An 18,461-nucleotide genomic window follows, 5' to 3' on the forward strand; every position below is an offset into this window, starting at 1 on the left:
GCCACTCATGACACACACGACGCCCACCCCCGACACCGCACCCGAACCCGTGAGCCTGGCGCAAGCTTTTTGGTTTTGGCTCAAGCTCGGGTTCATCAGCTTTGGCGGACCTGCGGGGCAAATTTCCATCATGCACCAAGAGCTGGTGGAGCAGCGCCGCTGGATCTCGGAGCGGCGCTTTTTGCACGCCCTGAACTACTGCATGGTGTTGCCCGGACCCGAGGCGCAACAGCTGGTGACCTACATCGGCTGGCTGATGCACAATCGCTGGGGCGGTGTAGTGGCCGGTGCTTTGTTTGTGCTGCCTTCGCTGGTGTTGCTGATCGCCCTGTCTTGGATTTACATGGCGTATGGCGACTTGCCGCTGGTGGCCGGGTTGTTTTACGGCATCAAGCCCGCCGTCACCGCCATCGTGGTGCAAGCGGCCCACCGCATCGGATCACGGGCGCTGAAAAACGCGTGGTTGTGGGCCATTGCAGCCGCCTCTTTTGTGGCCATCTTTGCCCTGGATGTGCCCTTCCCGCTCATCGTGGGCGCGGCGGCTTGTATCGGCTACCTCGGGGGCCGTGTGTCGCCAGCGCACTTTCAGGTGGGCGGTGGGCACGGTGCGGCTAAGGCCTCGTATGGCCCCGCGCTGATCGACGACCACACGCCCACGCCCGACCATGCACGCTTCAGTTGGCAGGGGCTGGCTCAGGTGCTGCTGGCCGGTGCGCTGTTGTGGGCGCTGCCCATGGGCGTGCTGTGTGCGGTGTTCGGTTGGAACCACGGCTTGACGCAGATGGGTTGGTTTTTCACCAAGGCCGCGCTGCTGACGTTTGGCGGCGCTTATGCCGTGTTGCCCTATGTCTACCAAGGCGCAGTGGGTGAGTTTGGCTGGGTCACGCCGACGCAAATGATGGATGGGCTGGCCTTGGGCGAAACCACGCCAGGACCGCTGATCATGGTGGTGGCGTTTGTGGCCTTTGTGGGCGGCTACGCCAAAGCGCTGCTGGGGCCTGAGAGCTTGTTCATGGCCGGTGCGCTGGCGGCGTGTTTGGTGACGTGGTTCACTTTTTTGCCGTCGTTCATCTTCATCTTGGCCGGTGGCCCTTTGGTGGAGAGCACCCACAACGACTTGAAGTTCACGGCACCTCTCACCGCCATCACGGCGGCGGTGGTGGGCGTCATCTTGAATCTTGCGCTCTTCTTTGGCTACCACCTGCTGTGGCCTGAAGGCCTGGGCCACTCTTGGCAAGAGGCACTGAACGCACACTTTGACTGGCGCTCTGCTGTGCTGGCCGTGGGCGCTGCGGTGGCCTTGTTCAAGTACAAGCGCAGCGTGATGCAAGTCATTGGCGTGAGTGCCTTGATTGGCTTGGCCATCACCACCTTGCCACTCTGACCATGCACACGCTGGCGCAGCTTCGCGCAGGGGAATTGGCGGGCATCACGCGCTTGCAATTGCGCGCCGATCTGCGCGAGTTCCCCCAAGAGATTTACGCACTGGCCGACTCGCTGGAAATTCTGGACTTGTCGGGTAATCAGCTCAGCCGCTTGCCAGACGACTTGCCACGCTTGCACCGGCTGCGGGTGATTTTTTGCTCGGACAACCGCTTCACCGAGTTGCCCCGCGTGCTGGGCCGTTGCACGGCGTTGACCATGGTGGGCTTCAAGGCCAACCAAATCCAACACGTGCCCGCTGAGTCGCTGCCCCCACTGCTGCGCTGGTTGATCTTGACCGACAACCAGATCGAGACACTGCCCGACGCTTTGGGCCAATGCACACAGCTGCAAAAGCTCATGCTGGCAGGCAACCGCTTGCGTGCCCTGCCTGCACTGCAAGCCTGCACCCGACTGGAGTTGTTGCGCATGTCGGCCAACCAACTCACGTCCTTGCCGGCGTGGCTGCTGGCGCTGCCCGCTTTGAGCTGGCTGGCCTATGGCGGCAACCCCTTGAGCGCTGCACACGAAGCTGCGGCTCAGCCAACACACAGCTTGCGTCGCGTCCCATGGACGGCCTTGCGGTTGGCGCAGGTGTTGGGTCAAGGTGCCTCAGGCGTGATCTACCAAGCCAACTGGCAGACCGACAGGGGCACGCAAGCGGTGGCGGTCAAACTCTTCAAAGGCGACCTCACCAGCGACGGTTTGCCCGCCTGCGAAATGGCGGCCTGTTTGCATGCCGGCGCGCACCCGCACCTGATTGCGGCCATGGGCCAAATTGAAGGTCACCCCGAGCACACCCAAGGCTTGGTGATGCCGCTGATCGACTCGTCGTTCATCACCCTGGCGGGGCCACCCAGCTTGGACTCCTGCACCCGCGATGTGTATGCGCGTGACACACGCTTCTCGGTGGCTGCCATGTTGCAACTGGCGCTCGGAGTCACACGTGCCGCCCAACACTTGCACGCGCGTGGCATCTTGCATGGCGACTTGTACGCCCACAACCTGTTGCACAACGGCCAAGGTGAGGTCTTGCTGGGCGACTTTGGCGCAGCCTCGCTGTTTGACCCGCAAGACACAGACCACGCACACGCCTTGACGCGCATCGAGGTGCGTGCGTTTGGATGCTTGCTGCAAGAGTTGGTGGCGCGTTGTGACGCACTGGCGGCACAACCCCAGCGGGCCACAGCGCTGCAACAGCTGGTCGACAGTTGCCTTCAACACGACATGCGCCAACGGCCCTCGTGGCCTGCCATCGAAGAAGGCTTGATAGCTTGCCTGGGTTGAGCCGCGTGTAGACGCACCCAGCGCATGGCGAGGTGGACGTGCACCTCTCGGGTATGTCCTAGGCGGGCATCCACGCGCAAGCCCACAAGTGCCGCCAGAATGGCGGTCCTAGAGTTTCAGCATCAAGGACAGTTATGAAATGGGTCACCCGTGATTTCGTCCACCTCGACCGCGTGGCGTCGCCCTGGTTGATTCAACGCTTTGTCGACCCCCAAGCGCACTTCGTGTTTGTGCCGTGGGGGCAAGAAGACACGCGACCCAGCGACGCCATTCCATTTGGAGTGCCCGGGGTGGAATTGGGCGCGCACGACGAACACGGCACCACCTTCGAAAAAATCATCCGCAAGTACGCGCTCGATGACCCCTCGTTGCACAACATCGCACGCGTCATCCACTCGGGCGTGGCACAGGTGCTGCACCACGCCAAAGTAGAGTCCGATGACCGTTGGGGACAAATTGCCGCCGGGCTGCTGGCCATCTCGGAAGGCATGATGCTGCTGCACGAAGCAGATGACACGATTTTGCAAGCCAGCTTTCCCATCTACGACGCGCTCTACGCCAATTTGCGTGCACACGCGCTGGTCAGCCAGAACAACTTGGAGATGCCGGGCTACCAAGGTCTGGGGCCCACCTTGCCCACACGCTTTTTGAGGCAAGTGTTGCAAGAGTCGTCGTAGTCGCGCCTGCGACTTGAAGGTCACGGGTATGTCCTAGGCTCGACTCGCCCACTTTGTGAACAACACTTACAAGCGTTATTGATCTCTTGAAAAGTGGTTGTTCCTCCATGGTTTTCTCTGTCACCTTGCAGCCTAGCGGTAGTCGGTTTGATTGCGATTCAGAACAAGAAATTCTCAAAGCAGGCCTAGCCGCCGGCTTGCGCATGCCCTTCAGTTGTCGCTCAGGCATGTGCCGCACCTGCAAAGGCAAGGTCACCTCAGGCCAGGTGGACTTTGGCGGCGCCCACGTCAAATACCTCTCTGACGCCGAACGCGAACAGGGCTTCGCCTTGCTGTGCTGTGCCAAACCCTTGAGTGATGTGGTGGTGGAGGTCGAAGAAATTGACCCCGACCGTCACCTCAAACCCCAACAACTGCCCGCGCGGGTGCTCGACGTCAAGCAAGTGGCCGACGATGTGCGCATCATCACCTTGGGACTGCCGGCCAACGAACCCATGCAGTTTCGCGCCGGCCAATTCATCGACGTGCTGCGCCCAGACGGTCTGCGTCGCAGTTACTCCATCGCCAACCCGCCAAAAGCCGAAGGCGTGCGTCAGCTGGAACTGCACTTGCGCCACATGCCAGGCGGTGTCTTCACCGACCATGTGTTTGGGCCCCTCAAGCCGCGCGAGATCTGGAAGATTGAAATGCCCTTGGGCTCGTTTTACCTGCGCGAAGACAGCGCGGCCCCGATGATTTTGTTGGCCTCGGGCACGGGCTTTGCCCCCATTCAATCGCTGCTGCTCTACAGCCTCGGCCTTGGCCTGACTCGGCCCATTCACCTGTATTGGGGCGGACGCCGCAAGGCCGATTTGTATGCGCTGGAACAAGCGCAAGCGTGGGCCCAAGAGCACGCCCACATCGAATTCATTCCGGTGTTGAGTGACGCCACACCCGACGACCAGTGGCAGGGTCGAACGGGCCTGGTGCACCAAGCGGTGCTGCAAGACTTTGCCGACTTGAGTCAACACCAGGTCTATGCCTGCGGTGCACCCATCATGGTGGAGTCTGCCAGGCGTGACTTTGTAGCGTTGGCGCACTTGTCCGAAGACGCCTTCTTTGCCGACTCATTTTTAAGCCAAGCCGATGGCGCCAAAGCGGCGTCTTAATTCACCACAAGGAGACCTCCCATGCTGCCCGAAAACTGTACCGTTGGCATGCCCCAGCACAACTCTGTGATCAAGCCCTATTGCATGAGCCACGGCACGCTGGAGTGTTACAGCCTCAAAGCATCACGACGTTTTTACGAAGAGTTTTTAGGACTGGAGTGTGTGCGTCACGGCAAGCCTGCGATGGTGATTCGTGGCGGCATGCGCTTTCACATCGTCTGCGTGGAAGTCGGCGACCAAATTCACCCGTGCAGCTTGCTCAACCACTGGGGCGTGGATGTGCTCACCCGCGAAGAAGTGGACCAAGCCCATGCCAAGGCCATCGAGCACAAAGAGAAATACGGCATTCGCCAAGTGCTGCCACAGCAAGAAATGCATGGCGTGTACTCCTTCTATCTGGAAGACCTCGACCACAACTGGTGGGAGATTCAGCACTACGCCAACGGCTTTCAACACGACGACTTCTTTGACTTTGGCGACCGCTTCACCATGGACGAAGAAGGCGACGCCGCCAACCTGCAAGAACTCAAAACATAAGCGCAGCAGACCCCTCACCTTTTTGGAGACAAGCACATGGCAATTCAGATTCAACAATGGCTCAGGGCTTTTTTGCTCGGAGCTGCGACATTGATAGCCGCTGGCGCACACGCGCAAGCCCCCAACACCGCGCCCATTCGCGTGGGCAGCACACTGGCCTTGACCGGTCCGTTGAGCGCCACCGCAGTGATGCAAAAAATCGCCGGTGACATCTACATCGAGCAACTCAACAAACGCGGTGGCTGGCTCGGTCGCCCGGTGGAGTGGGTACTCAAAGACGACCAGTCCAAGCCTGATGTCACGCGCACCCTGTACGAACAACTCATCACCACGGAAAAAGTCGACCTGATCGTCGGCCCTTACGCCACCGGCTCGATCTTGTCGGCCATGGGCGTGGCGCAGCGCTACAACAAGCTCTTGCTGCACAACACCTTTGGCTTGCCTGCATTGGCCAAGTACGACATGTTGTTTTCGGTCGGCGGTCAGTCGTATGAGATTGAAAGCGTTTGGCCCAATTTGGTGTTCGACGCCGTGGGCTCAGGCAACAAGCCGCCTAAAACCGTGGCCATGCTCACCAGCAAATTTCCCTCGGTGCACTTCGTGACCCAAGGGGCCCGCGAGGTGCTGAAAAAACGTGGCATGACCGAAGCCACCTACCTGGAGTGGGAGTTTGGCAACCGCGACTTTGGCGCCATTGCCGCCCGTGTGAAAGAAGCCAAGCCCGACATGGTGTGGGTCGGCGGCGTGGGCTTGGACGGCAACTTGCTGCTCGACGCCATGAAGAAGATCGACTATGTGCCCCCACAGTTCTTCATTGCCTTTCCGGCCTCAGGCCCCATGCTCAAGTCGCCCGACGGCAAAGGCGTGTTGGCTCTGACCGTGTTTGAAGAACACGCGCCCTTCACCAGCAACCCGGTTGCGGCTGAGTTTGTCAAACAGTTCAACGAACGTGCTGCCAAAGCCAACCTGCCCGACAGCTCGGTGGAGTTGATTGCCGCTGTGGCTTATGCCACCTGGCAAGCGCTGGACGCCGCCGTCAATGCCACCAAGAGCCTGGACGACAAAACATTGGCTGCTTGGCTCAAGAAAAACCAAGTCGACACCGTGATTGGCAAAGTGCGTTGGGACGGCACCAACAACTTCATGAAGGGCACCGACTTGTACCGCGTCAAGCAAGTGCAAAACGGCAAATGGCAAGTGGTGTGGCCGCGTGAATACGCCGCGCCCGGCACCAAGCTGATGGCACCCTGAACGTATGGCCGTCGTTCATCCTTTGCTGCTGTCGCACGGCACCTTGCTGTGCCGCAACTTGGCCAACACCCGCAAGTTCTACGAAGAGTTTTTAGGCGTTGAGGTGGTGCGCCACGCCAAGCCCGCCATGATGGTGCGCCTGAACTCGGGCATGTACATCGTGTGCGTGTGCATTGGCGAGAACGTGCCCAACCAACACGTACTCACGCACTGGGGGCTGAACGTGGCCACACGTGAAGAGGTGGATGCGGCCCACGCTGCGGCGGTGGCGTCTCAAGAAACCTACGGCATTCGCAAAATTCAAAGTGTGCGCGAACGCCACGGAGCCTACGGCTTTTACATGCAAGACCTCGACTGCAACTGGTGGGAAATTCAACACGAAGAACGCACCATCAACCACTTCTTCCATGGCGGCGACAAGTTCGGTGACGACGTGATCGCCACCGACAGCGCCGACTCGCACGACTGACCCTTTTTTTCTCATCACGATTTATGTCTACCTACAAACTCCTGAGCTACCAAATCAACAAGCAAGCCCGCGCTGGCGTGCTGGTGGGCGACACCGTCTACGACGTGCAAAAAGTCACCGCCACGCCGGCCTATGCCACCGTCATGGGTGTGTTGGCCCATTGGGCACAAGCCAAAAAAGCTTTGGCCGAATTCGAGCGAAAGATCAGCACGGGCAAGAGCCGCATCGCAGGCACACCGCTGAAAAAAACCAAACTGCTCTCTTCGGTGCTCTACCCTGGCGACATGTATTGCGCAGGCGCCAACTACACCGACCACATGCAAGAGATGGCGCGGGTGATGAACCAGCCCCCCGGCCCCAACATGAAAGAGCTGGGCGAAAAACCCTGGCACTTCATGAAGAGCACACGCGCCTCCATCGTGGGACCCGGCGCCAAAGTCAAAATTCCGCCCTACTCCAAAGCCATGGACTGGGAAATTGAGTTGGTCGCCGTGATCGGCAAAGTGGCCAAGAACGTGTCGGTGGAAAAGGCCCTGTCGTATGTGGCGGGCTACACCATTGCCGACGACTTGTCGGCGCGCGACATGATGAAGCGCGCCAAAAACCCACCCACCTCGCCCTTTCACATCGATTGGATTGGCCAGAAATGTTTTGACGGCGCCTGCCCCGTGGGACCGTGGATCGTGCCCAGCGAGCAAATCAAAAACCCACACAACCTGGGCCTCAAGCTGTGGGTCAACGATGTGCTGATGCAAGACTCCAACACCAGCAAACTCATCTTTGACACGGCAGAACAAATCGCCGCACTGTCCGAACGCGTGACGCTCTACCCCGGCGATCTGATCCTCACCGGTACCCCCGCAGGCGTGGGCATGGGCCGTCAGCTGTTCCTCAAACCAGGGGACGTGGTGAAGCTGTGGATTGAAGAGATTGGCGAGTTGACGCACAGCATGGCTTGAGCGCACCTCGCTGACAAGCAAGCCACGGCGTCAACACCGTGGCTTGTTTGTCAGAGCGCCGCCACGTGATCGCGCAGCTCACGTTTGAGAATTTTCCCGACCGGGCTGACCGGAAAAGCCGCCATCACCACCAAGCGCTCGGGCAGTTTGAACGAGGCAATTTGCAGCGTCTTCAAATGCGCCACCAGCTCTTCAAAGCTCAGGCTTTGCCCAGTCTTGGTCACGACACAGGCGCAGGCTTTTTCGCCGAACACGGGGTCGGGCATGGCCACCAAGGCGACCGATTTGACTTTGGGGTGGGTCAAGATCAAGTTCTCCACTTCGTCGCAGCTGATCTTCTCGCCGCCTCGGTTGATGAGGTCTTTGCGTCGCCCTTCGGTGAACACATAGCGCCCCTCGCGACGCACGATGTCACCCATGCGGTACCAGCCACCCTCCATGAAGGCTTCGGCGTTTTTCTCAGGGGCCCTGTAGTAGCCGCGAATGGTGTAGGGGCCGCGCGTGACCAGCTCGCCGGGCACCCCATCGGCCACGTCGTGGCCGTCGTCATCGACCACCCGGATCTCGTCCAGCTCCGACACCGGCGCACCCGAGCTGTTGAGCAACATGTCCTCGCTGTCGTCCAAGCGCGTCATGTTGATCAGCCCCTCGGCGGTGCCATAAATTTCTTGCGGGATGCAGTGCAAACGCTCGCGCAAGCGAATGCGCAACTCAGTAGGCAAACGCGCACCGCCGTTTTGCACCACGCGCAAAGAAGACAGGTCGTACTGTTGGTACAGGTCTGAGTTCAGCCAATTGATGATCAAGGGCACCACAGCCGCCACCACGGTGACGCGCCAGTCTTGGATGAGTTGGAAAATTTCTTCGCTGCTGGTGCCCTCCGACAACACCACCGTGCCGCCGTAATAAAAGGTGGCCAAGATGCCTGGCGACGCCAGGTTGTAGTTGTGCGCCAAGGGCAAGATGGCCATGAAACGTGTGTCTTCGTTGAAGGCCGTGGCCGCGCCACACAACTTGGCGTTGAGCACATAGTCGTTGTGGGTGCGCGGAATCAGTTTGGACATCGACGTCGTGCCACCCGACAACAACATGGTGGCCACTTGGTCTGGATCGGGCCGCAAACCTTGCAACACCTGGTCCACCTCGGCAGCCGACAGGTCTTGCGCCAAGTGCGACATCAAGGCAGCTTGCCCAGGCAAGGGCTCGCCTGCTACCCACACATGCTTCAAGCCACCAAACTCTGGCGCTACGTCTTGCGCCATGGTTCGAAAGTCAAAGTTCCCCACCACGGCAGGCACGATGTAGGCCACGGCACCGGAGGCGCGGATGAAGTGGCGCACCTCGGCATGTCGGTGGGCGCGCAAGGCCATCACAGGAATGGCACCGATCCAATTCAAGGCCAAGTAGGTCACCACAAACTCGATCGAGTTGGGCAACTGCATGACCACGCGGTCTTGTGCTTGCAAGCCGGCACGGTGCAAGCCCACCGCCAAACGCTTGGAGCGGTCAATCAGCTGGGCGTAGGTGAGCGTTTGTCCCGCCTGGGTCACGGCCACTTGGTCGGGCCGCTGGCGGGCGCTTCGCTCAACCATCTCTGAAATGGTCAGCCCTTCCCACACACCTTGTTGTTTGTAGCGCTGGGAAAGTTCCAGCGGCCATCCAATGAATCCATCCATGCGTTGCCTCTTTGTTGTGTGCTGTCTGTGAGTGATGTGGCTGTGTGCTTTATGAGGCCACCTCGGGATGCAAGGCCTCGTAGGCTTTGGCCAATGCAGGGTCGCGACGCAGCATCTCGGCGTGGCTGACGCGACCGGTGCGCGTCATGTAGCTGTAGGCAAACTCCACGGGGGTGAGCGCGGGCACCAACTGGTCCATCTCTTCGTACCAGCGGATGCTCACGTTGGCGGCGTCCCAAATCTTTTTCATCGGGGGCAAACGTGTTTCCTGAAAACGCGCCAAGGCGGCGGGCACATCGGTGCCCAGCTCTTTGAAGGCTTTGTACAAAGACACCGCGTCTTCCATCGCCAAACGGGTGCCCGAGCCAATCGAGAAATGCGCCGTGCGCAGCGCGTCGCCGATCAAGACCACGTTGTCAAAACTCCAGTGTTCATTCCAGATAGCCGGAAAGTTACGCCAATGCGAGTGGTTGCTGATGATGGGGTGCTGCTTCAAGTCTTTGGCAAACACCTGCTCACACAGCTTGATGGTGTCTTCAGGGCTCATGTCGGCAAAGCCCGCACGCTCCCAGGTGTCGTGCGTGACCTCCACCAAGAAGGTGCTCATGTCAGGACGGTAGCGGTAATGGTGCGCACAGAACACGCCATGCTCGGTTTCGCGAAACGTCAGGGTCAGGCTGTTGAAGGGCTGGGTCGTGCCGTACCAAATGAATTTGTTGGGCCGCCAATCGGTGGTGGTTTCAAACTTGTCTTCGTTTTCCGCGCGCAACCAAGAGAATGCGCCGTTGGCCCCCACCACCAAATCGGCCTCGCCGAGTTGCGCCAGGCTGGTGATGTCGGTCTCGAAATGGATGGTGACACCCAACTTCTCCACGTAGTCAAACAGCAGGGTCAACAGCTCCAGGCGACCGATCGAGGCAAAGCCGTTGCCTGCAATCGGAATGGTGGTGTCGTTGTGCACCACCGTGATGTCAGGCCAGTTCTCCAGGTGCGGTGTGAGGTATTGGTACAGCGCATCGTCGTCGGCGCGTAAAAAATCCAGTGCGCGGTCTGAGAACACCACGCCAAAACCCCAGGTGGCGTCACGCGGGTTGCGTTCAAAAATTTCAATGTCGTGCGTCGGGTCGAGTTGCCTCATCAGGGCAGCGAAATACAAACCGGCAGGCCCTGCGCCCAAAATTCTGATCTTCATCGTGACGTTTCCTTTGCATGATCAAGATTAACCCAGAAGTTGGTGCTTTACGGCACACTCTTTGCTATGTAAACCCCTGTTGAAGTCCCCGTTGTGTCTTGTCAAAAACCACGTGCTGTGCACGTTGAAAGGTTCCTATGTCCACGCACCGTTCATCTGCTGGCATCACACGCCGCAACGCCTTGCATGCACTGACTGCCAGCGTGGCCGTTTTGGCCCTGCCGGCACATGCGGCCTGGCCCGACAAACCCATCAAGTTGGTGGTGACCTTTCCACCGGGAGGTGCCAGCGACATCGTGGCGCGCGTGATGGCTGAACAACTGAGCATCAAATTAGGTCAGCCCGTGGTGGTGGACAACCGCCCTGGCGCCGGAGGCAGCGTGGGTGGCAGCTATGTGGCGCAGTCTCCCGCTGATAGCTATGTGCTGATGCTCTCCAACTCCACACCCATTTCCATTGGGCCATTCGCGTTGGAAAAACAACCCTATGACCCGGTGGAAGCTTTCACCCACATCGCCTCGATTGGTGCGGCACCTTGCGTGGTGATGGCCAACCCGGCATCGGGCATCCGCAGCATCAATGACTTGCAAGCTTTCGCTCGCAAAGAAGGCCGACTCGACTTTGGTTCTGGCGGGCCAGCATCCATTGGCCACATCTACGGCGAGTTGATGAAGAAAGAGTTGGGCCTCAACATGGTGCACGTGCCTTACCGTGGTGGTGCACCCATGACCACCGATTTGATTTCGGGCGTCATCCCGGTGGGCATGGATGTGTTGACCGCCTATGTGCCGTACTTCAAAACCGGGCAGTTGGTGCCTCTGGCCGTGACCTCGGCCAAACGCTCTGCGCTCGTGCCCGATGTGCCCAGCATCACCGAGTTGGGCAACTACCGCAAGCTCGTGCTGGACAACTTCTTTGGCGTGTCTGGCCCCGCCAAAATGCCCACCGACGTGGTGGCACGCATCCACGACGCCTGCAACGAAATCATGACGCAAGCAGACATCAAAAAACGCATGCTCGATTTGGGTATCACCCTCACCCCAAGCTCCACAGCCAGCTTCACCGCCTATGTGCGGGATCAGGTGGAGACCTTGGCACCGGCGGTCAAAGGGGCGGGCGTGAAGCTTTGAGGATCAAGCAATCGACGTGGCAACAGGTCAGTTTTTGCGCAGCTCTCTCAAGTCCAATCCGGCACCCGCATCACTGGCCTGTTGCGCGTGCATGAATTCACGCATCTTGGTTGCCGCCGCTTCATCGTGACCATCCACAGCGGCTGACGCGAGACGAGCGACAACCTGACCGCGAACAGAAATCTCAAAGACCTTGCCGGCTTGCACCTCGCGGAGCAACCGAGCGAGGTGAGTTTTTGCTTCGTAGGAGCCAACAGACTGAATGGGCATGGTGAATCGCCTTCAGCCGAACCCACGCAACTGGTCAACCTACTGGCCAAAGCCGAAGCTGCACCCAGCGGCAAAATTCGCGGCACGCGCCACACCATGCACGACGACTCCGACATCAACGCCACCCGCCATGCGCGGGCCGCCGTCGGGGGCGTATTGGCCAGTCTTGTGGGGCAAACCGCACTTTACGTATCAGGCGGTGCAGAACACCAAGGGCCTGCGGGCAGAGGGCCGGTGTGTGTGATTTACCAGCGCACACCGATCTGAGGCGGCTTAGCGCCTTATGCCGCATAAGCATATATGCCCAACAAACAAATCGTTTGATTTGACCTAAGGGGCGATTACAGTCCCGGCCATGCAAGATTTTGGCTTTGTGTTTGCTGGCTTTTTTGTCGGTGTGATCGTCGGTTTGACGGGGGTGGGCGGCGGCTCGCTGATGACGCCGTTGCTGATCTTTTTCTTTGGCGTCAAGCCTTACCTGGCCGTGGGCACCGACTTGCTGTTTGCCGCCTTCACCAAGGCGGGCGGCACACTCAGCATGGCGCGTCAGCGCTTGGTACCTTGGCGTGTGGTGTTGTCGCTGTGCGCGGGCAGCTTGCCGGCGTCGGGCTTGACCTTGTGGGTGTTACACACCGTGGGGCCGTCTGACCCAGCGGTGCAACATGTGATGACCTTTACACTCGGCGTCGCGCTGCTGTTGACCGCCTGCGCCATGCTCTACAAAGCCATTCGCGGCAAGAAGGCACCCGCCAGCGTTACCGAACTCAATTTGTCTGAAGCCACCCTGCCACGTCACTGGGCCTTGCCCGTGTTGTTTGGTGCGGTGATTGGCACCTTGGTCACGCTCACCTCGGTGGGGGCTGGGGCCATTGGCGTGACGGTGTTGATGATCCTGTATCCCCAACTGCCCCTGTCGCGCATCATCGCGGCAGACATTGCCTACGCCGTGCCTTTGACCTTGATGGCAGGCTTGGGCCACGCCTCATTGGGGTCTGTGGACTGGTCGATGCTGTCGCTTTTGCTGGCGGGTTCTTTGCCCGGCATTTGGGTCGGTTCGCGTCTGGTGCACAAAACACCCGAGCGCGTGATCCGTTCGATTCTTTCTGTGTTGCTGGCCTGGGCCGGCAGCAAACTGGTTTTAGCCTGATTTTTCAAGATGTACCAATACACCGAATTTGACCGAGAGTTTGTTCAAGCACGCGCTGCGCAGTACCGCGACCAACTCACCCGCAACCTGGCCGGCACCTTGGGCGACGACGAGTTTCGCCCGCTGCGTTTGCAAAACGGCTGGTACATCCAGCGCTACGCGCCCATGCTGCGCGTGGCCGTGCCATACGGTGAACTCAACAGCGCCCAGTTGCGCGTGCTGGCCACCATCGCCCGCGACTATGACGCCCCCTCGCCTGAACTGCTGGCTCAGGCACAAGCCACGCAAGACAAGATTGGGCACATTCCCGCCCCGAGGCTGACCACGCACTACGCCCACTTCACCACCCGCCAGAACGTGCAGTTCAACTGGATTCCGCTGGAGAAAAGTGCCGATGTGATGGAGCTCTTGGCCAGCGTCAACCTGCACGGCATTCAAACCAGCGGCAACTGCATTCGCAACATCACCAGCGACGAGCGCGCCGGCATTGCGGTGGACGAAGCGGTGGACCCACGCCCTTACGCCGAAGTGCTGCGCCAATGGAGCACCTTGCACCCCGAGTTCGCCTACCTGCCACGCAAGTTCAAGATCGCCATCACGGGGGCCGTTGAGGACCGTGCTGCCATTGCTTGGCACGACATTGGCCTGCGCGTGCTGCGCAACGCCCAAGGCGAGGTGGGTTTTCAGGTGTTCGTGGGTGGCGGCATGGGCCGCACGCCGGTGATTGGCACCGAAATTCGTGCCTTCTTACCCTGGGACCAAATCATCAACTACCTCGAAGCCGTGGTGCGTGTCTACAACGGCTGGGGCCGTCGCGACAACATCTACAAAGCCCGCATCAAAATTTTGGTCAAAGCCGAAGGCCAGCGTTACTTTGACGAGGTGGAGGCCGAGTACCAGCGCATCTTGGCCAACGGCGCGCACCACACCATTCCCCAAGCCGAGTTGGACCGCGTCAGCGCCTGCTTTGTCGCACCGGTGTTGACACAGTGCAGTGCCTCGGACGCCGAAGCGCGCATTGCCCGCATTTTGAAAGCAGCCGCCGAAGACGATGTGGAATTTGGTCGCTGGATCGAGCGCAATGTGGCCGCCCACAAAAACCCGGACATGCGCGCCGTGACCCTGTCGTTCAAGCGCTTGGGCCAAGCCCCTGGCGACGCTACGGCAGACCAACTCAAGCTGGCCGCAGACTTGGCCGACAAATACAGCGCCGGTGAAGTGCGCGTCACGCACGACCAAAACCTGCTGCTGCCCTGGGTCGGTTGCGACCAACTGCCCGAGTTGTGGCGCGAAGCGCGCAAGGCGGGTTTTGCCCGCCCGAACATCCATTTGCTCAGCGACATGATTGCCTGCCCCGGTGGCGACTACTGCGCCTTGGCCAACGCCCGTTCACTGCCCATTGCAGCCGCCATCACCGCGCGTTACCAAGACCTCGACGAGTTGTTTGACCTGGGAGAGATTGACCTGCACATCAGCGGGTGCATCAACTCCTGCGGTCACCACCACAGCGGCCACATTGGCATCTTGGGCGTCGACAAAGATGGTCAAGAGTGGTACCAAGTCACCTTGGGCGGCTCGGATGGCTCCACCCTCAGCGGTGCAGCCAAAGCCGGCAAGGTGGTTGGCCCCTCGTTTGCGGCCGACGAGGTGGTGGACGTGATTGAAGCCGTGCTGGAGGTCTACAAAGACCAACGCACAGCGGGCGAAACCTTCACCGATGCGCTGCAACGCGTGGGCTTTGATGCCTTCAAACACGCCGCCAATGCGGCCCGTCACGCCACCGCGCGCGCCACTGCCTGATCTGTTGAGCACACCCCATGACCCTGCAACTCATTACTTCTACTGCCCATGCCGACGAGACGGCGGGCCTCGCGTTGGCCAACGATGCCGACGCGCACAACGTAGCCCTTGAGGGCGTGACACGCATTGACCTGAACTTTCCCAAGTTCACCGATGGCCGCGCCTTCAGCCAGGCGTTTGTGCTGCGCCGCCGTGGTTACAAGGGTGATATTCGCGCCCACGGCGACGTGCTGATTGACCAACTGCTGCAAATGCAACGCAGTGGTTTTTCCAGCGCCGTGCTGCGTGCCGACCAAGACGCGGCACACGGCCAACGCTTGCTGGGCCACTACAAAGGCTTCTACCAAGGCGATGCGGTGCATGCCGCGCCGCATTTTTCTGACGCCGCTTGATGCACACCCACAACACCCCCGCACCCCACTGAGCCCGCGCATCCCCATGAGCACTTCCTCTCTTCTTTCTTCACACGGCGCTGCCAAAGCGACCGAGGTGAACGCCCGCGCCAGCGACGACTTCGCTGCCAAACTGGCTGAAACACAGGCCTTGCTGAAAACCGCCGCTGCTGAGTTTTCGCCTGTCACCCAAGCCTCCAGCTTGGGGGCTGAGGACGTGGTCATCACCCACCTCATCAACAGCCTGCGCCTCGACATTCCCATCTTTGTGCTGCAAACCGGCGCACTGCACACCGAAACTTTGGCCTTGCTGGAACGCACCGAAGCCAACTCACATGCGCCTGTCCATGTGTACAAGCCTGCGCACGAATCGGTCATGACCTTTGTGCGCACGCACGGCCAAGACGCGATGTACCAAAGCATCGAGCTGCGCAAAGCCTGCTGCGGCATTCGCAAGATGGAACCCTTGGCACGCGCCCTGCAAGGCCAACGCGCCTGGATCACGGGCTTGCGCAAAGAGCAGTCCAATGCACGCGCCGACGTGCCTCTGCGCGATGACAGCGAAGTAGCGAGCAAAGGCTTGAGCAAATTCAACCCCTTGGCCCAGTGGACTTGGGGCGACGTGTGGCACTACATCGCCACCCAAGGGGTGGACTACAACCCGCTGCACGACCAGTTTTACCCCAGCATTGGCTGCGCACCCTGCACCCGCGCCATCGCCATGGGCGAAGACTTCCGCGCCGGTCGTTGGTGGTGGGAGGACGAGGCTGCCAAAGAGTGTGGCTTGCATGTGAAGTCTTAACCCACACACCACTGAAGCACACCGAACAAGATTCACCGAGAGTTTGTATGAACGCCAGAACCCACAACGAGTTGCACAGCCTGAGCAACGCCCACCTCGATGCGCTGGAAGAAGAAACCATCTTCATCTTGCGTGAAGTTGCCGCCGCTTTCGAGCGTCCCACCTTGCTGTTTTCGGGTGGCAAAGATTCGCTCGTCATGCTCAAGTGCGCCGAGAAAGCCTTTGGAGGAAAGACCAGCCCCTCCGGTAGCGGCCGCATCCCCTACCCGCTGTTGATGATCGATACCGGGCACAACTTCCAAGAAGTCACCGACTTCCGCGACTCACGCGCCCAAGAACTCGGGGCCGAGCTGATCGTGCGCAGCGTGGAAGACTCGATGAAGCGTGGCACCGTGCGCCTAGCCCACCCAGGTGAGAGCCGCAACGTGCACCAGTCGGTCACCTTGCTCGAAGCGATTGAAGAATTCCGCTTTGACGCGCTGATTGGTGGCGCGCGCCGCGACGAAGAAAAAGCCCGCGCCAAAGAGCGCATCTTCAGCCACCGTGACAGCTTTGGCCAGTGGCAACCCAAGGCGCAACGCCCTGAACTGTGGGCCTTGTTCAACACCCGCTTGCAGCCTGGCGAACACTTTCGCGTGTTCCCCATCTCCAACTGGACCGAACTCGATGTGTGGCAATACATCGCCCGCGAAAAAATCGCCCTGCCCTCGATCTACTACACCCACAAGCGCGAGGTGGTCGACCGCCGTGGCCTGCTGGTGCCCGTGACCGAACTCACCCCGCCCAAAGACGGCGAGCAAGTGCAAGTGCGCGATGTGCGTTTTCGCACCGTGGGCGACATCACCTGCACCTGCCCGGTGGAGAGCACGGCCGCCACACCAGAGCAAATCGTGATCGAAACCTTGGCCGCTGACGTCAGCGAGCGCGGCGCGACACGCATGGACGACAAAACTTCAGACGCTTCAATGGAAAAGCGCAAAAAAGACGGGTATTTCTAATGAGCAACGACACACATTTTTCGGCCCTCAAATTCATCACCTGCGGGTCGGTGGACGATGGCAAAAGCACCTTGATTGGCCGCTTGTTGGTGGATACCAAGGCCGTGCTGCAAGACCACTTGGCGGGTGTGCAACGTGCCGGTGAAACCGACCTAGCGCTCTTGACCGACGGCCTGAGCGCAGAGCGCGAGCAAGGCATCACCATCGACGTGGCCTACCGCTACTTCAACACCGAGCACCGCAAGTTCATCATCGGGGACGCCCCCGGTCACGAGCAATACACCCGCAACATGGTCACTGCGGCCTCCAGCGCTGACGCTGCTGTGGTGCTGGTGGACGCCACCAAACTCGACTGGCGCAATGCCGCGCTTGAACTGTTGCCACAAACCCGTCGCCACTCGCTGCTGGTCAACTTGCTGCGTGTGCCGTCGGTGGTGTTTGCCATCAACAAACTCGATGCGGTAGAAGACGCCACCCTGGCTTACCAACACATTGCCGCTGCGCTCAAGCAGTTTGCCCAGGCCGCAGGCATCACCATCACGGCCTTGGTACCCGTCTCGGCCCTCAAAGGCTGGAACGTGGTGGACTCGCAAGCCGATTGGTGCGGCTACAACGGCCCCAGCCTGTTGAGCATTTTGGAAGGCTTGCCCGTCACTCCCGCCGAGACCGATGTGGCTTTCAGCTTCCCTGTGCAGTGGGTGGAAAAGTTCCACGACTCCAACGTGACCACCCAAGGCCGACGTGTGTTCTGGGGCCGTGTGGCCACCGGCAGCGTGGCACCTGGCGACACGGTCAAAGTCTTCCCCAGCGGCCAAACCGCTGTGGTGTCGCAAGTTCTCTCGGCCACCCGCGAGCCGCAAAACAAAGCCGCAGGTCACAGTGCGGGCATCGTGCTGGACCGCGAAGTGGATGTGTCACGCGGCGACTGGCTGCTGTCTGCCGAACACACACCTGAGGCCCAGCGCCAACTCAACACCACCATCGCTTGGATGGACGACGAGCCCTTGGTGGCCGGTCGTGTCTATTGGGCACTGCACGGTCACCGCTGGGTCAAAGCCAAGGTGCAACGCGTGGTACACCGTCTGAATGTGAACACCCTGGCAGAAGAAGAAGCCACCGAGCTGGCACCCAACAGCATTGGCCACGTCACCCTGGCCCTGCAAGAGCCTTTGGTGACACTGCCTTTTGCCCAATCGCGCATTTTGGGCGCGCTGGTCTTGGTGGACACAGCCAGCCACAAAACCTCAGGCGCCGTGCTGGTGAATTGAACCGTTTAAAATCAAAACTCTTGGCGCTCAAACCTT

The 18,461-nt window shown here is 59.9% G+C and carries 19 protein-coding genes; 16 read left to right on the top strand and 3 right to left on the bottom strand.

Annotation, left to right across the window (positions count from 1 at the left end):
• Nucleotides 1–7 precede the first annotated feature (7 nt).
• From chrA to B9Z39_RS09445, 8 genes are all read left to right on the top strand, one after another.
• Entirely contained in the window at nt 8–1,384 is a 1,377-nt protein-coding gene (gene chrA / locus B9Z39_RS09410; protein ID WP_108301531.1) for a chromate efflux transporter, read from the top strand.
• Between the two features lie 2 nt (nt 1,385–1,386).
• Complete coding sequence (locus B9Z39_RS09415) at nt 1,387–2,709, top strand: leucine-rich repeat-containing protein kinase family protein (RefSeq protein WP_108301532.1); 1,323 nt, start codon at nt 1,387–1,389, stop codon at nt 2,707–2,709.
• Between the two features lie 134 nt (nt 2,710–2,843).
• Nucleotides 2,844–3,386, top strand: a complete 543-nt coding sequence (locus B9Z39_RS09420) for a chromate resistance protein ChrB domain-containing protein (RefSeq protein ID WP_108301533.1) — start codon at nt 2,844–2,846, stop codon at nt 3,384–3,386.
• Nucleotides 3,387–3,493: 107 nt separating this feature from the next.
• Nucleotides 3,494–4,534 (top strand): CDP-6-deoxy-delta-3,4-glucoseen reductase, encoded by a 1,041-nt coding sequence (locus tag B9Z39_RS09425; protein WP_100144563.1) that lies wholly within the window; start codon nt 3,494–3,496, stop codon nt 4,532–4,534.
• A 21-nt stretch (nt 4,535–4,555) separates the two neighbouring features.
• Nucleotides 4,556–5,071: a VOC family protein gene (locus B9Z39_RS09430; RefSeq protein WP_233202468.1), complete on the top strand. Its 516-nt coding sequence runs from the start codon at nt 4,556–4,558 to the stop codon at nt 5,069–5,071.
• A 36-nt stretch (nt 5,072–5,107) separates the two neighbouring features.
• Nucleotides 5,108–6,322, top strand: coding sequence for an amino acid ABC transporter substrate-binding protein (locus tag B9Z39_RS09435; protein ID WP_108301534.1), 1,215 nt, complete (start codon nt 5,108–5,110; stop codon nt 6,320–6,322).
• Nucleotides 6,323–6,326: 4 nt separating this feature from the next.
• Complete coding sequence (locus B9Z39_RS09440) at nt 6,327–6,791, top strand: VOC family protein (RefSeq protein ID WP_100144559.1); 465 nt, start codon at nt 6,327–6,329, stop codon at nt 6,789–6,791.
• A 23-nt stretch (nt 6,792–6,814) separates the two neighbouring features.
• Nucleotides 6,815–7,750: a fumarylacetoacetate hydrolase family protein gene (locus tag B9Z39_RS09445; protein WP_108301535.1), complete on the top strand. Its 936-nt coding sequence runs from the start codon at nt 6,815–6,817 to the stop codon at nt 7,748–7,750.
• A gap of 50 nt (nt 7,751–7,800) precedes the next feature.
• On the opposite strand, the gene B9Z39_RS09450 is transcribed toward B9Z39_RS09445, so the two are convergent.
• Together B9Z39_RS09450 and B9Z39_RS09455 are read right to left on the bottom strand one after the other, a co-directional pair.
• On the bottom strand, nt 7,801–9,426 hold the full coding sequence (locus tag B9Z39_RS09450; protein ID WP_108301536.1) for a (2,3-dihydroxybenzoyl)adenylate synthase: 1,626 nt from the start codon (nt 9,424–9,426) through the stop codon (nt 7,801–7,803).
• 49 nt (nt 9,427–9,475) lie between these two features.
• The gene (locus tag B9Z39_RS09455) at nt 9,476–10,618 is read right to left on the bottom strand and encodes an FAD-dependent monooxygenase (RefSeq protein WP_108301537.1); all 1,143 of its coding nucleotides are present in this window, start codon (nt 10,616–10,618) and stop codon (nt 9,476–9,478) included.
• Between the two features lie 137 nt (nt 10,619–10,755).
• Here B9Z39_RS09455 and B9Z39_RS09460 point away from each other — a divergent pair, with 137 nt between their 5' ends.
• A complete protein-coding gene (locus B9Z39_RS09460; RefSeq protein ID WP_108301538.1) occupies nt 10,756–11,748 on the top strand; it encodes a tripartite tricarboxylate transporter substrate binding protein in 993 nt (330 codons plus the stop codon).
• Between the two features lie 27 nt (nt 11,749–11,775).
• Here B9Z39_RS09460 and B9Z39_RS09465 read toward each other — a convergent pair whose 3' ends face one another.
• The gene (locus B9Z39_RS09465) at nt 11,776–12,018 is read right to left on the bottom strand and encodes a type II toxin-antitoxin system Phd/YefM family antitoxin (protein ID WP_146183311.1); all 243 of its coding nucleotides are present in this window, start codon (nt 12,016–12,018) and stop codon (nt 11,776–11,778) included.
• Here B9Z39_RS09465 and B9Z39_RS17155 point away from each other — a divergent pair.
• The 7 genes from B9Z39_RS17155 to B9Z39_RS09500 all read left to right on the top strand — a co-directional run bounded on the left by B9Z39_RS17155 (nt 11,977) and on the right by B9Z39_RS09500 (nt 18,425).
• Nucleotides 11,977–12,285 carry a ring-opening amidohydrolase gene (locus tag B9Z39_RS17155; protein WP_304481859.1) on the top strand — a complete coding sequence of 103 codons (309 nt, stop codon included), beginning with the start codon at nt 11,977–11,979 and terminating at the stop codon, nt 12,283–12,285. The genes B9Z39_RS09465 and B9Z39_RS17155 overlap by 42 nt on opposite strands.
• A gap of 88 nt (nt 12,286–12,373) precedes the next feature.
• Nucleotides 12,374–13,165, top strand: a complete 792-nt coding sequence (locus B9Z39_RS09475) for a sulfite exporter TauE/SafE family protein (protein ID WP_108301541.1) — start codon at nt 12,374–12,376, stop codon at nt 13,163–13,165.
• 9 nt (nt 13,166–13,174) lie between these two features.
• Nucleotides 13,175–14,965: a nitrite/sulfite reductase gene (locus tag B9Z39_RS09480; RefSeq protein WP_108301542.1), complete on the top strand. Its 1,791-nt coding sequence runs from the start codon at nt 13,175–13,177 to the stop codon at nt 14,963–14,965.
• Between the two features lie 17 nt (nt 14,966–14,982).
• Complete coding sequence (locus tag B9Z39_RS09485; protein WP_108301543.1) at nt 14,983–15,357, top strand: DUF934 domain-containing protein; 375 nt, start codon at nt 14,983–14,985, stop codon at nt 15,355–15,357.
• 46 nt (nt 15,358–15,403) lie between these two features.
• A complete protein-coding gene (locus B9Z39_RS09490) occupies nt 15,404–16,159 on the top strand; it encodes a phosphoadenylyl-sulfate reductase (RefSeq protein ID WP_108301669.1) in 756 nt (251 codons plus the stop codon).
• A 47-nt stretch (nt 16,160–16,206) separates the two neighbouring features.
• Entirely contained in the window at nt 16,207–17,157 is a 951-nt protein-coding gene (gene cysD, locus B9Z39_RS09495; RefSeq protein ID WP_108301544.1) for a sulfate adenylyltransferase subunit CysD, read from the top strand.
• Nucleotides 17,157–18,425, top strand: a complete 1,269-nt coding sequence (locus tag B9Z39_RS09500; RefSeq protein WP_108301545.1) for a sulfate adenylyltransferase subunit 1 — start codon at nt 17,157–17,159, stop codon at nt 18,423–18,425. Before cysD ends, B9Z39_RS09500 begins: the two co-directional genes overlap by 1 nt.
• The last annotated feature ends 36 nt before the right edge of the window (nt 18,426–18,461 follow it).

Origin of the sequence: Limnohabitans sp. JirII-29, assembly GCF_003063395.1 — a bacterium.
Lineage (GTDB): Bacteria > Pseudomonadota > Gammaproteobacteria > Burkholderiales > Burkholderiaceae_C > Limnohabitans.